This window comes from Arthrobacter sp. KUASC02 (genome assembly GCF_059739395.1).
This window is the reverse complement of sequence record NZ_AP046053.1, coordinates 2,301,605-2,314,365: the sequence shown is the minus strand read 5'-3', so window position 1 is coordinate 2,314,365 and position 12,761 is coordinate 2,301,605. Positions and strand designations below refer to the sequence as shown.

The following is a 12,761-nucleotide window of genomic DNA, read 5'->3' as shown; positions in this document are numbered from 1 at the left end:
GGCCCGGCTGCCCGCCGGGCGCGCGGAGAGCGTTTAACATCACATCCGCCGGGCCGTGAGGCTGCCCCGGGCTGGTCGCCGGCACGGTGTTGCCTATGGTTGCCTCCAGTCCGCCGCCGCCGCACCAAAGCCTGCCTTGGATGCGGCGGTTGGCGGGACATAGGCTCGGACCCATGACATCGAACGCGCCTTGGCCGCAGCACGATCCGTCCGGCGGCCGTGGAAACGGGCAGCAGCCCCCATGGCCCGGGCGGGACCTGCCGCAGCAGACCAACCCCACCTGGATGGGCCAGGTCCGTCCCGGCCTCTACCGTGCGGCACCCGCGAACAACAACGCGCCTGCGGTGACCACGGTCATGCCGCCGGCCGCCGTGCGCAAACGTTCGAGTGCGGGGGTGGTAGGCCTTGTGGGCGGCGGCGGTTTCCTGGCCTTCGCAAGCCTCTTCCTGGTTCTCCCGTACCTGGTGGGCAACACCGGCGTCACCGGGTTCGTGATCGGCTTCATCGCCTCCCTGATTCCACTGGGCGCCGTTCTTCTGGCCGTCTACCTTATTGACCGCTGGGAACCCGAGCCGAAACGCCTGCTGCTGTTCGCCTTCCTCTGGGGCGCTGTGGTGTCCATTTCCGTCACGCTGCTGATCCAGCCGTTCTTTGCACTGGCCGCGGCGCCGCCCGCCGGCATGGACTACAGGACGTTTGCCGTCACGGTCCAGGCCCCGGTGGTGGAGGAATTCGCGAAGTCCCTGGGCCTGCTTCTGCTCCTGCTGCTGGCGCGGAAGCACTTCGACGGACCAGTGGACGGTGTGGTGTTCGCTTTCACGATCGCCGGCGGCTTTGCCTTCACGGAAAACATCCTCTATTTCGGCCGGGCCATCGCCGAGTCCAGCACTCCGGGCGCGGACCTCGCGGTTGTCTTCTTCCTGCGGGGCGTGATGTCCCCCTTCGCCCACGCCATCTTTACCGGGACCACGGGGCTGATCCTCGGCTTTGCGGCGCGCCGCTGGCACACCGGGATGTCTGTCGTGGCGTTCTTCGCCGGCCTGGTCCCGGCCATGTTGCTGCACAGCATGTGGAACAGCATGGGCCAGGACTTCCTGCTCCAGTACATCGTGGTCCAGGTGCCCATCTTCGTCCTGGCTGTCATCGTGATAGTCCTGCTGCGCGTGGCGGAGAACCGGCTGACGCGCCAGCGGCTCCTGGAATATGCGGCCGCGGGGTGGTTCACGCCGCCGGAAGTGGACATGCTCGCGACCGCCGGCGGCCGCCGTGCAGCGGTCCGCTGGGCCAAGCAGTTCGGCCGGGGGCAACAGATGAAGGCCTTCCTGCACGCGGCCACGCAGCTTGCCTTCATCCGGCAGCGGATCCTCAGCGGCCGGGACGTTCCCGCACACCAGCTCGACGAGCACCGCCAGCTCGCGGAAATCTCGGCACGGCGGGACGCCGTGCTTCGCTGAGCGGTAGCCAGCTGGGCGGAAACAGGCTGAGCTGAAACAGGCTGCGCGGAAACGAAAAAGACCGGCCCCCCGCCTTTTGGCGGGGACCGGTCCTTTCCATTGGTGAAACGCTGCGGTTACGACCGCAGCCAGGCACCGGGCGACTACGCCAGCAGCGAAGGCTTCAGCTGCTGCAGCCGGCCCAGGAGGCCGTTGATGAACGACGGCGACTCGTCCGTGGACAGCGTCTTGGCCAGGGCCACAGCTTCACTGACAGCCACGCCGTCGGGAACGTCGTCGTTATAGAGCAGTTCCCACGTACCGATGCGCAGGATGATGCGGTCCACGGACGGCATGCGTTCCAGCGTCCAGCCCTGGGAGTAGGTCTCCAGGAATTCGTCGATGGCGGTCTGGTGGGAGACCACGCCTTCAACGATTTCAAGGGTGTAGGGGTTGACGATCTGGTCGGTTATTTCACGCCGCGACCGCAGCACATCAAAAGCCGAGAGGGAGCGCTGCTCCGCCTCGAAAAGAACATCCAGGGCCCGGTTACGGGCCTTACCGCGGGCGCTCACTAGTCGTTGACCCGGCCGAGGTAGCTGCCGTCGCGGGTGTCGACCTTGACCTTGGTGTTGTTCTCAACGAACAGCGGCACCTGGATCTCGTAGCCGGTCTCGAGGGTGGCAGGCTTGGTGCCGGCCGAGGAGCGGTCGCCCTGCAGGCCCGGCTCGGTGTAGGTGATTTCGAGAACGACGCTCGGCGGCAGTTCGATGTATAGCGGAGTGCCTTCGTGGATGGCAATGTTCACCATCTGGTTCTCGAGCATGAAGTTGGTGGCGTCGCCAACGGTCTCGGCGGACACGGTGAGCTGGTCGAAGTCCGAGGTGTCCATGAACACGAAGTCGGCACCGTCCTGGTACAGGTACTGGTAGTCGCGGCGGTCAACCGTGGCAGTCTCGATCTTGAGGCCGGCGTTGAAGGTCTTGTCGACCACCTTGCCCGACATGACGTTGCGCATCTTGGTGCGGACGAACGCGCCGCCCTTGCCCGGCTTGACGTGCTGGAACTCGATGATGTTCCAGAGCTGGCCCTCAAGCTTCAGCACGGTTCCGTTCTTGATGTCGTTTGTGGTTGCCACTGGTATCCTCTGGTTTGTATCTGACCGCTTCAAGCCGCCAGCCGGTTATGTCACGCAGGCACGCCAAAAGGCTGCCAGCGAGTGTTTGTCAAAAATCCAAGAACCATTCTACCGGTAATGCGGGCGGGCTGCTGCGAGGGCCCCTAGGACGACATTTCCAGGACGTTCCGCGCCCGTTGCAGTGCGACGGTGGATGAGTAGATCAGCGCGGCATCGGCAGATCCCGCGACGCGCAGGTCAAGGGCCTTGGCGAACTCGTCGACGGCCGCTGCGGTGTTGCCGCCGGCATAGTAGGCCCGCCCCAGGTGCTGGTGCGCCAGGGCCTCCAGCTCGGTTCCCTGGACTTCGCCCAAGAGCTGGCGGAAAAGGTCCACAGCCCGGTCAAAACGCTTGGACACGCGAAGGACTTCGGCTTCAAACGTGCGCAGCCTGAAGGATTCGGGGTCGTTGTAGCGTGCCTCGGCGAGGAGCTCCGCGGCGTCTGCGGCATGGCCTTCCGCGAGCAGGACCATGATGCGGTCCGCCGGGTCGGTCGATGCCTGCAGCGCCAGGTTACATACTTCTTCGTTGACAATTCCCGGCATCAGCGTGTCCGGGTTGATTTTGATACCCGGGAACCCCGCATCCGGCCACTCGCTCGTGCCGCCCATGGAATCAATCATGACGTCGGTCGTCATCAAGAGGCAATCTCCTGGTAGGCGGCAAACAGCAGGGACGTGTCCGGAACGTCGAGGATTCCGGGCCGCGCAACGCCGTCGAGGACGACGAACCGCAGCAGGTCGCCACGGGACTTCTTGTCCCGGCGCATGCCGTCCAACAGCCCCTGCCACCGGTCGCGGCGGTAGGTGATCGGCAGTCCGAGAGATTCCAGGATGGCGCGGTGGCGGTCGGCATCAGCGTCGCTGAGGCGCCCCACACTGCGGGCGAGTTCAGCGGCGAACATCATGCCCACAGACACGGCAGCGCCGTGCCGCCACGAGTACCGTTCCACGAGCTCGATCGCGTGTCCGAGCGTGTGCCCGTAGTTGAGGAACTCCCGCCGGCCGGTCTCCTTCAGATCCTCCGACACCACGTCGGCTTTGACTGCGATGGCCCGTTCGATCAGCTCGCGGAGGATCGCCGACTGCGGATCGGTGACGGCGGACGGGTCCTTTTCCACCAGGTCCAGGATGGCGGGGTCTGCGATGAAGCCGCATTTGATGACCTCGGCCATCCCCGAAATCAGCTCGTTCCTGGGCAGCGTGCTGAGGGTGTCAAGGTCGGCGAGTACGGCCGCGGGCGGGTGGAAGGCGCCCACCAGGTTCTTGCCCTCGGCCGTGTTGATGCCGGTCTTGCCGCCAACGGCTGCGTCCACCATGCCGAGCAGGCTGGTGGGCATGTGGATGACCTTGACCCCGCGGAGCCAGGTCGCGGCCACGAACCCGGCGAGGTCCGTGACTGCGCCGCCGCCGACAGCCACCACGGCGTCGGAGCGGGTGAAGTCGTTCTGTCCGAGGACCTGCCAGCAGAAGGCGGCCACCTGGATGTGCTTGCCCTCTTCGGCGTCCGGGATTTCGGCTGTCAGCGCGGTGAATCCGGCCGAGGCCAGTTCGTCGCGGACGGTATCCCCGGTGAGCCGCAGGGCCCGCGGGTGGATGACCAGGACGCGTTTGACCCGCTCCCCCAGCAGTTCCGGAAGGCGTTCGAGCAGGCCGCGGCCCACAACGACGTCGTAGTTGTCAGCGGCAGACTTGCCGGTGACTTTGATGACGGTTGATTCGCTACTCACTTTTCAACTTCCTTTGTTGCGGCCACTGGCTCCGCCGCCGCGGTCTGTGCCGCCGCGTACTCACGCAGCGCCTCTTCCAGCCGATGCCCGAGATCCGCGACGGTTCCGTGGCGGACATCGAAAACGAGATCGGCAAGCCGTTCGTACACGGGCTGCCGGGTGGCAAACAGTGCACGCCAGCGGCCCATGGCGTCACCTGCCAGGAGCGGCCGGCCCGAATTCCGGGCAATCCGCTCGGAAACCGTGTCGGCGTCGCATTCGAGGTACACCACGGTGCAGCGGCGGAGCAGCTGCTGGGTGCCGGAGTCAAGCACGGCTCCCCCGCCGAGCGAAATGACAGTGCTGGCGTTCCCGGCGTCTTCGATGACCCGCGCCACGGTCCGGGCTTCGATCTCCCGGAACGCGGTCTCGCCGCGGGCGGCGAAGATGTCCGCGATGGTGCCGTGGTTTTCCACGATGACGACGTCGGTGTCGACGAACGCCGCACCGAGCTGCTGCGCAAGCTGGTGGCCGATCGCCGACTTTCCCACCGCCATGGGTCCGATGAGGGCGATGGGCCGTCGTGGCACAGCGCCGTGCCTGATGCTGCCCGGCACTACTGGCCGATCGAGTCCAGGGACGCCGGAATGTTGTCCAGGTAACCCTTGATGTTGCGGGCGGTCTCCGCGACCGAATCTCCGCCGAACTTTTCTGCCACTGCCTCGGCGAGCACCAGGGCCACCATTGCCTCGGCCACGACGCCCGCGGCCGGGACGGCACAGACGTCAGAGCGCTGGTGGTGGGCCTTGGCGGCCTCGCCGGTGCTCACGTCGATGGTCTTCAGGGCGCGCGGAACGGTGGCAATGGGCTTCATCGCGGCACGGACGCGCAGGACGTCGCCGATGCTCATGCCGCCCTCGATGCCGCCCGCCCGGTTGCTGGTGCGGATGATCCGCCCGTCGGAGTCCTTGACGATTTCGTCGTGCGCGGCGGAGCCGCGGCGCGAGGCGGTAAGGAACCCGTCGCCCACCTCCACACCCTTGATGGCCTGGATGCCCATGAGGGCAGCGGCAAGCCGGGAGTCCAGGCGGCGGTCCCAGTGGACGTAGCTGCCGAGTCCGGGGGGAAGGCCGTAGGCCAGCACCTCGACCACGCCGCCCAGGGTTTCGCCTTCCTTGTGCGCGGCGTCGACCTCGGCCACCATGGCGTCCGAGGTTTCCCGGTCGAAGCAGCGGAGCGGATCCGCATCAAGGGCAATGACGTTGTCCGGAACCGGCAACGGCCGTCCTTCGGGTACGGTCACGCTGGCGATCGAGACGGTGTGGCTGACAAGCTCAATGCCCAGCTGCTTGAGGAACTGCGCGGCCACGGTTCCGAGTGCTACGCGGGTGGCGGTTTCGCGGGCGCTGGCCCGTTCCAGAACAGGGCGGGCCTCGTCGAAGCCGTACTTCTGCATTCCCGTGAAGTCCGCGTGTCCGGGGCGGGGCCTGGTCAGTGGTGCGTTGCGCGCCTGGTCGGCGAGGATTTCCGGCGCCACCGGGTCCGCGGCCATGATCTGCTCCCATTTGGGCCATTCGGTGTTGCCCACCTGGATGGCCACGGGACCGCCCTGCGTGATGCCGTGGCGGACGCCGCCAAGCACGGTCACGACGTCCTGCTCGAACTTCATCCGGGCACCGCGGCCGTAGCCGAGGCGCCGACGGGCCAGGGCATCGGCGATCTGGCTGCTGGTGAGTTCTACACCGGCAGGCACGCCTTCAATTATTCCGACCAGTGCCGGGCCATGGGATTCACCGGCAGTCAACCAACGCAACATAAAATCCATCCTGCCACGTAGGGCGGTTAGAACACTCGTCGGGGTGCCCCGACTGCGTCACACATCACATCTATGACATCGGCCGTGACGTCGTCGCCGAGGCCGCTGAAAAACCGCACCTGCTCCACCGCCTGGTACAGCAGCATCTCCAGGCCGGGAACCACGGATCCTCCCCCGTGCTGCCAGACGGAGGCAATCCGGCTGGGCCAGGGATCGTAGGCGACATCGAGCAGGACCCCGGGAGTCGGGGTCCTGAGGCCCGCGAGCTGCTCCGCCAGGGCGTCTGCCCCGTGGGGAGGGAGGGTGGAAATTACGACGTCGGCGGCGGCCATTGCGTCGGCCGCGCCGGTCAGTGGAAGGATACGGACCGGAAGGCCCACGCCGTCGGACGCGGCCCGGGCTTCCGCCGCCCGCCGCACGTCGCGTACGTAAATGTCCGCAGACGGTGCGCCGAGGTCCTTGAGCGCGGCGACTGCAGCCGCAGCTGTGCCGCCGCCGCCCAGGACCACCGCGGACGGCGCGGCGGCCACGCCGGCATGCCGCACGGCGTTCACGATGCCGGCGACGTCGGTGTTGTAGCCGACCCGGCGCACGGAACCGCCTTCGGCTTCAAACACCACGGTGTTCACCACGCCCAGGATGCCTGCCACTCCGCGGACTTCGTCAACCTCGGAAACCATGGCGGTCTTGAGCGGCATGGTGACGGACAGTCCGCGCCAGCCTGGCTCGTTGCGCACGGCCGCCATGAATGCCGGAAGCTCAGGAACGGTCACGTCGATGGCGGAATACGCCACGTCAACGCCCAGGCGGGCGTACGCGGCCCGATGCAGTGCCGGGGACTTCGAGTGGCCGATCGGATGCCCTAGGACGGCAGCCTTCAGGGTCACGTGCAGCGTCCCGCATTGGCGGCGCACCAGGTGTTGTATTGCTCCACATACACATTGTGCTCAGCCAGCGTCTTGGAGAACTTCGTCTCCTTGGTGTCCAGGTTGATGGTCACCCAGTACATGTACTCGTTGGCCTTTGGCTTCGCTGCCGCGTCGATGGCGTTCTTGCCCGGTGAACCGATGGGTCCCACCGGAAGACCCTGGTTGGCATACGTGTTGTAGGGGTTCGACTTGTCGGCCTTCTGAGCCTCGTCGATGTGGAAGCTCTTGATTCCCAGCCCGTAGGTCACCGTGGCGTCGGACTGGATCAGGCCGGCCGTCTCGGTGTTGTTCGGCTTGAGCCGGTTGTAGATGGCGCCGGCAACATCCCCGTACTCGGCCTGCCCGCCTTCGGCCTGGACGATGCTGGCGACCGTGACGACGTCGTACTGTTTTGCGGGGTCGGTGACCCCCTGCGCCTTCAGCTCGTCAGTCGTAACGGTGACGAGCTTCTGGAGGATCTCCTTGGCCGGCGTACCCACCGGGAAACGGTGCTCACCAGGGGCCAGGTAGCCTTCCAGGTTCTTGGCCTTCTCCGGCAGCCCGAACTGCGCCGGGGAGTCGCTCAGGGCCTTGAGCTCCGCGACGGGGATTCCGGATCCCTGGGAAATTGCCTGCAGCGACTCGCCAATCCGGAGTCCCGCGCTCAGGGCGAAGTACATGACTTTGCCCTCGCCCTTGCCCAGCAGGACAGCCACCGCGTCGGAGTTCTTCATTTCCTGGCGGAACTGGAATTGCCCCGGAGCAATGGTCCCGCCGGAAGCGGTGAGCTCCCGCAGGAAGGTATCCGCGTTGGCCACGACCTTCTGGTCCTGGAGCTTGGTGGCAACCGACCTGGTGCCTTCGCCGGGCTCCACGGACACGTTCACTTCTCCTGCACCGGGTCCGGGGTAATCGGCGATGGTGTCCGCGCCGAGCAGCGGTTTCAGGAACTGGGCGCCCACCACGAGGGCCGTGACGAAGACCGCAAGCGTCAGCAGGAGCGCCAGCCAGCGGCGGCGGCGGCGCACCTTCTTGGACTTGGCCGGGGCGACGCCAACGGAAGAGGCACCGGCCATCAGCGGGTGGCCGGGTTCGTCAGCGTGATGTTCGTGGTGCTCCGCGGGCGGATAGACGTCGGCGTCGTCGTAGACATGGTGTGCCTCGTCCTCGTGGTGCCCTGCGTAAGCGGCGTTGTCAGCGTAGCCGTGCTCTGCGTAGCCGTGCTCCACATACTCGTGGTGCCCGGCGTCGTGGTGCCCGGCTTCCGGGTGCAGCTCAGTGTGCGGGTCGTAGGCATGTGCATCGAACTCCGCGGAGCCTTCGGGGTGCACAGCCTCTTCGTGGTGGAGCGGCGCAGCGGGCGCGGCTTCCTCGGGGTGCACAGCCTCTTCGTGGTGGAGCGGCGCAGCGGGCGCGGCTTCCTCGGGGTGCACTGCTTCCGGAGGGTGCACAGGACGTTCGTCGTGGAGCGGGACCGCCTGCTGCTGCACCGTCGGCGGCTCCGCCGGCATGGCGGGCGGCACCTGCGCCTCGTCACCGGGTGTCTCGAACGCCTGCGGTGGGACGACGTCATTGCCTTCGGTTGTCAGGAATTTCTCCCTGGCACGAATTTCCTTGCGCGTCAGTTGACGTCCGGAGTCACTGAATTCCTCACCTGAGGACTCGCCGCTGTTGACCGGGCTCACTGTAGCCTTCCATTTTCTGAAGATTGCACATTGTTTCCGGAGACTGCCTGCTCAGCGTTTCCCGCTGCGGCGTCCCCCGAAAGCCCCGTCTGCGAAACCGCGAACACGCGGCTTCCAACATCCGTTCCCCTGGCTTTTTGCATGTCGATCGCGTGCTGCAGAATTCCTGCGGCGGCAACCTGATCCACCACCTTACGGTGATTCCGGCTGCTCATGCCAGCTTCGTGCAGGTTGCGGTGGGCTGTCACCGTGCTCAAACGCTCATCAACAAGCTGCACCGGAATGTCTGACCCGAGTCCCGCAAGGGCTCCGGCCAGAAGTTCCGCGTAGTCCGTAGCCATCCTGGCCGAAGCGTGCTCTTCGCCCTTGAGCGTGCGCGGCAGGCCAACGAAGATCTGGACGGCGCCCAGCTCGGTCGCCAGGGCAGCCAGCACCCGGACGTCCGTGTTCTTCTTGGCATTCCGTTCGAGCGTCTTCAAGGGTGTGGCAAGGATGCCGTCGCGGTCGCAGACGGCAACGCCCACACGGACGGTGCCCACGTCCACCCCCAGTTTGATGCCCCGGGGGTAGGCGTCGGGTGCAGCAGATTCATTCACGGTTCGGTTATCGCCTCGTGATGGCGTCCACGACGGCGGCAAGAGCCGCCGGCACCTTCGAAGCGTCGGTGCCGCCGCCCTGGGCGACGTCGTCCTTGCCTCCGCCGCCGCCGCCGAGGATCCCGGCCGCGAGCCGGACAAGGGCCCCTGCCTTGACACCCGCTGCGCGGGCTTCCTCGTTGGTGGCGACCAGGATGACGGGACGGTCGTTGCTCACGCCGGCCACTGCAACGGCGGCTGCCTCGGACCCCAGCCGGCTGCGCAGGTCAAGGGCCAGTCCGCGGAGGTCGTCAGCGCCGCTGACCTGTCCGGCGTCGTGCGCGATGACCTTTACTCCGGAAGCGTCCTTGGCCGTACCGACCAGCTGCGCCGCGGCAGCGGTCAGCTGCTCCTTGCGCAGGCGCTCCAGTTCCTTCTCAACCGTCTTGAGCTTGGTCAGCGTGGTGGCGATGCGGTCCGCCAGCAGGCCGGAGGGTACCTTCAGCATTTCGGTGAGCTCCGTGACGAGGGCGCGCTCAGCGGCAAGGTGCCGGAACGCCTCCATTCCCACGAAAGCCTCCACGCGGCGGTTTCCGGACCCTACCGACTGATCGCCCAGCAGGGACAGGCTGCCGATGAGCGAGGTGTTGGCCACGTGGGTGCCGCCGCAAAGCTCACGGGACCAGGCGCCGTCGATCTCCACCACGCGGACTTCATTGCCGTAGTTCTCGCCGAAGAGCGCCATGGCGCCGAGGGCCTTGGCCTCTGCCAGTTGCATGACCTTGGTCTCAACGGTGAAGTTGTTACGGATGGCGAGGTTGGAAACTTCCTCGATCTCGGAGCGCGTGGCGGCGCTGAGCCCCTCGCCCCAGGCGAAGTCGAAGCGGAGGTAGCCGGCCTTGTTGTAGGAACCGCGCTGCAGGGCCTCCGGGCCGAGGATCTGGTGCAGGGCGGCGTGCACGATGTGCGTTCCGGTGTGGGCCTGCTCCGCGGAGTGGCGGCGTTCCCGGTCCACTGCGGCCTGCACGAGCGAGTCCGCACCGATTTCGCCCTCGCGGACAATCGCCTTGTGCACGCTCAGGCCCTTGACTGGACGCTGGACGTCCAGGACCTCGACGACGAATCCGTCGCCCGTGATCAGTCCGGTGTCGGCGGCCTGGCCGCCGGCCTCGGCATAGAACGGGGTCTCCGCGAGGACGAGCTCGATCTCGTCGCCCGTGGAGGCCTGGGAAACCTTGCGGCCGCCGGACAGGATGCCGCGGACCTTCGATTCGCCGGCCAGTTCCGTGTAGCCGGTAAAGACCGTCTCACCCTCGGCCAGCAGCTCCTGGAAGGCGCTGAGGTCGGCGTGGGACCCCTTCTTGCCCTTGGCGTCGGCCTGGGCGCGCTGGCGCTGCTCGAGCATCAGCTTGCGGAACTCGGGCTCGTCAACCTTGAGGCCGGCTTCTTCCGCCATTTCCAGGGTCAGGTCGATGGGGAAGCCGTAGGTGTCGTGCAGGGCAAAGGCATCGGCGCCGGACAGCGGCCGGCCGGCTTCCTTGGAATCCTTGACGGCGTCCTCGAGGCGCGCGGTGCCGGAGGCGATGGTGCGCAGGAACGCCTTCTCTTCGGCGTAGGCGATGCGGCTGATGCGCTCGAAGTCCGTCTCCACTACGGGGTAGACGCCCTTCATGGCGTCCCGCGAGGCCGGCAGCAGTTCGGGCAGGCAGGCCTTTTCGACGCCGAGGAGGCGCATGGAGCGCACGGCACGGCGGATGAGGCGGCGCAGCACGTAGCCGCGGCCCTCGTTGGAGGGCGTCACGCCGTCAGCGATCAGCATGAGCGAGGAGCGGATGTGGTCGGCAACAACACGCATCCGGACGTCGTCGGTGTGGTGCGGGTCGTCTGCCGACTCCGCCGAGGTGTACTCCCGGCCGGAGAGCGCCGCGGCCCGGTCGATCACGGGACGGACCTGGTCGGTCTCGTACATGTTCTCGACATCCTGCAGGATCATCGCGAGGCGCTCCATGCCGAGGCCGGTGTCGATGTTCTTCTTGGGCAGTTCGCCGGTGATGTCGAAGTCCACCTTCGAGCGGACGTTGTCGATCTGGTATTGCATGAACACCAGGTTCCAGATTTCCACGTAGCGGTTTTCGTCGGCGATGGGGCCGCCCTCGACGCCATAGGACGGGCCGCGGTCGTAGTAGATCTCGGAGCAGGGGCCGGCCGGGCCGGGCTGGCCGGTGGACCAGTAGTTGTCCGCTTTGCCCATCCGCTGGATCCGCTCGGCCGGCATGCCGGTGTTCTTGAGCCACAGCTGCTCGGCTTCGTCATCCTCTTCGTAGACGGTGACCCACAGCTTCTCCGGCGGCAGGCCGTAGCCGCCGTCGGCAACGCTCGTGGTGAGCAGTTCCCAGGCGAACTTGATGGCGTCTTCCTTGAAGTAGTCGCCGAAGGAGAAGTTTCCGCACATCTGGAAGAACGTGCCGTGGCGTGCCGTCTTGCCGACTTCCTCGATGTCGCCGGTGCGGATGCACTTTTGCACGCTGGTGGCGCGGTTGTAAGGCGCCTCTTCGCGGGCCGTCAGGTACGGAATGAACGGGACCATGCCGGCCACCGTGAACAGCAGGGAGGGGTCGCTGGAAACCAGGGACGCCGAAGGCACCGCCGTGTGGCCTTTGCTGACAAAAAAGTCGATCCAGCGCTTGGTGATCTCCTGCGACTTCATAACCTGGTTACTTACCCTTCTTGGTTCACGCGTTCTGCCGCGCGACAGTTTGATTCTGATGGCCAGTACCGGAACAACGGATACTGCCCGTTTAATTCTCCCGCAGCGGCGGCTAGCGCCGCACCATGTCCTGGGATTCGATGCCCAGGGCTGCCCTCAGGTCGGTTTCCCGTTCCTGCATGCCTTCACGGACGGCGTCGGCGAAATCGTAGATGCCGTCGGCCAGCCGGCCCACGGCCCGGTTGAGGCCTTCGGGCCCCAGGGTGGTCTGCGCCTCGGTGATCTTGCGGAAGGCGATCACGCCAATGGCGACGCCGATTCCCATCCAGAGGATTCTTTTCATTGAGTGCTCCGTCGGAATTAGCGGCTGCGGCGGCCGGTGGCGGGTTTCTTGCGGGCGGAGAGGGCGGAGCGGACTCCGTAGCTGAACGCTGCCACCTTGATCAGCGGCGATCCGACAGTGGCCGCCACCAGGGACGACAACGCGGAAATATTGGCCGACGCGTCCGAGACGTTGGACGAGATGCCGTCAACCTTCTTGAGCTGCTGGTTGGTGGTGGAAACCGTGGCCGTGACTTCGTCCATGAGCGGGGTGGCGCCGTCGCTGATTGCACGGATGGACGTCCGGACTTCGTCGAAAACCCGTCCGAGCTTCAGGATGGGCACGGCGAGTATCAGCACGAGGAGCGCAAACACCCCTGCCGCGATCAGGCCGGCAATATCGCCACCAGACATAGACGTTCATCTCCTTG

At 66.2% G+C, this 12,761-nt stretch carries 13 protein-coding genes; 1 reads left to right on the top strand and 12 read right to left on the bottom strand.

The window, feature by feature from the left end; translation table 11 throughout:
- Positions 1-173: 173 nt before the first annotated feature.
- Complete coding sequence (locus AC6JAC_RS10640; RefSeq protein WP_028269120.1) at positions 174-1,454, top strand: PrsW family intramembrane metalloprotease; 1,281 nt, start codon at positions 174-176, stop codon at positions 1,452-1,454.
- A gap of 143 nt (positions 1,455-1,597) precedes the next feature.
- Here AC6JAC_RS10640 and nusB read toward each other — a convergent pair whose 3' ends face one another.
- The 12 genes from nusB to AC6JAC_RS10580 form a co-directional block, all read right to left on the bottom strand.
- Complete coding sequence (nusB, locus tag AC6JAC_RS10635; protein WP_028269119.1) at positions 1,598-2,008, bottom strand: transcription antitermination factor NusB; 411 nt, start codon at positions 2,006-2,008, stop codon at positions 1,598-1,600.
- A complete protein-coding gene (efp, locus tag AC6JAC_RS10630) occupies positions 2,008-2,571 on the bottom strand; it encodes an elongation factor P (RefSeq protein ID WP_028269118.1) in 564 nt (187 codons plus the stop codon). Before efp ends, nusB begins: the two co-directional genes overlap by 1 nt.
- Before the next feature lie 143 nt (positions 2,572-2,714).
- Entirely contained in the window at positions 2,715-3,233 is a 519-nt protein-coding gene (locus AC6JAC_RS10625) for a tetratricopeptide repeat protein (protein ID WP_028269117.1), read from the bottom strand.
- Positions 3,234-3,247: 14 nt separating this feature from the next.
- The gene (gene aroB, locus AC6JAC_RS10620; protein ID WP_497964613.1) at positions 3,248-4,339 is read right to left on the bottom strand and encodes a 3-dehydroquinate synthase; all 1,092 of its coding nucleotides are present in this window, start codon (positions 4,337-4,339) and stop codon (positions 3,248-3,250) included.
- Positions 4,336-4,875 (bottom strand): shikimate kinase, encoded by a 540-nt coding sequence (locus AC6JAC_RS10615; protein ID WP_051628686.1) that lies wholly within the window; start codon positions 4,873-4,875, stop codon positions 4,336-4,338. The genes aroB and AC6JAC_RS10615 overlap by 4 nt, the downstream gene beginning before the upstream one ends.
- 59 nt (positions 4,876-4,934) lie before the next feature.
- The gene (aroC, locus tag AC6JAC_RS10610) at positions 4,935-6,134 is read right to left on the bottom strand and encodes a chorismate synthase (protein WP_028269114.1); all 1,200 of its coding nucleotides are present in this window, start codon (positions 6,132-6,134) and stop codon (positions 4,935-4,937) included.
- 26 nt (positions 6,135-6,160) lie between these two features.
- Positions 6,161-7,021 (bottom strand): shikimate dehydrogenase, encoded by an 861-nt coding sequence (locus AC6JAC_RS10605; protein ID WP_055803254.1) that lies wholly within the window; start codon positions 7,019-7,021, stop codon positions 6,161-6,163.
- Positions 7,018-8,727 carry an endolytic transglycosylase MltG gene (gene mltG / locus AC6JAC_RS10600; protein WP_028269112.1) on the bottom strand — a complete coding sequence of 570 codons (1,710 nt, stop codon included), beginning with the start codon at positions 8,725-8,727 and terminating at the stop codon, positions 7,018-7,020. Before mltG ends, AC6JAC_RS10605 begins: the two co-directional genes overlap by 4 nt.
- Complete coding sequence (gene ruvX, locus AC6JAC_RS10595) at positions 8,724-9,323, bottom strand: Holliday junction resolvase RuvX (RefSeq protein WP_028269111.1); 600 nt, start codon at positions 9,321-9,323, stop codon at positions 8,724-8,726. The genes mltG and ruvX overlap by 4 nt, the downstream gene beginning before the upstream one ends.
- A gap of 7 nt (positions 9,324-9,330) precedes the next feature.
- Complete coding sequence (gene alaS, locus AC6JAC_RS10590; protein WP_028269110.1) at positions 9,331-12,009, bottom strand: alanine--tRNA ligase; 2,679 nt, start codon at positions 12,007-12,009, stop codon at positions 9,331-9,333.
- Between the two features lie 112 nt (positions 12,010-12,121).
- Positions 12,122-12,352: a DUF6167 family protein gene (locus AC6JAC_RS10585; RefSeq protein WP_028269109.1), complete on the bottom strand. Its 231-nt coding sequence runs from the start codon at positions 12,350-12,352 to the stop codon at positions 12,122-12,124.
- Between the two features lie 17 nt (positions 12,353-12,369).
- Positions 12,370-12,744 (bottom strand): DUF948 domain-containing protein, encoded by a 375-nt coding sequence (locus tag AC6JAC_RS10580; protein ID WP_028269108.1) that lies wholly within the window; start codon positions 12,742-12,744, stop codon positions 12,370-12,372.
- Between the last annotated feature and the right edge of the window lie 17 nt (positions 12,745-12,761).

Excerpts from the sequence above, each read along its gene's own strand:
- AC6JAC_RS10640 (WP_028269120.1), top strand. The coding sequence starts at position 174 with ATGACATCGAACGCGCCTTGGCCGCAGCACGATCCGTCCGGCGGCCGT.
- AC6JAC_RS10625 (WP_028269117.1), bottom strand. The coding sequence starts at position 3,233 with ATGATTGATTCCATGGGCGGCACGAGCGAGTGGCCGGATGCGGGGTTC.
- AC6JAC_RS10615 (WP_051628686.1), bottom strand. The coding sequence starts at position 4,875 with ATGGCGGTGGGAAAGTCGGCGATCGGCCACCAGCTTGCGCAGCAGCTC.
- aroC (WP_028269114.1), bottom strand. The coding sequence starts at position 6,134 with ATGTTGCGTTGGTTGACTGCCGGTGAATCCCATGGCCCGGCACTGGTC.
- alaS (WP_028269110.1), bottom strand. The coding sequence starts at position 12,009 with ATGAAGTCGCAGGAGATCACCAAGCGCTGGATCGACTTTTTTGTCAGC.
- AC6JAC_RS10585 (WP_028269109.1), bottom strand. The coding sequence starts at position 12,352 with ATGAAAAGAATCCTCTGGATGGGAATCGGCGTCGCCATTGGCGTGATC.
- AC6JAC_RS10580 (WP_028269108.1), bottom strand. The coding sequence starts at position 12,744 with ATGTCTGGTGGCGATATTGCCGGCCTGATCGCGGCAGGGGTGTTTGCG.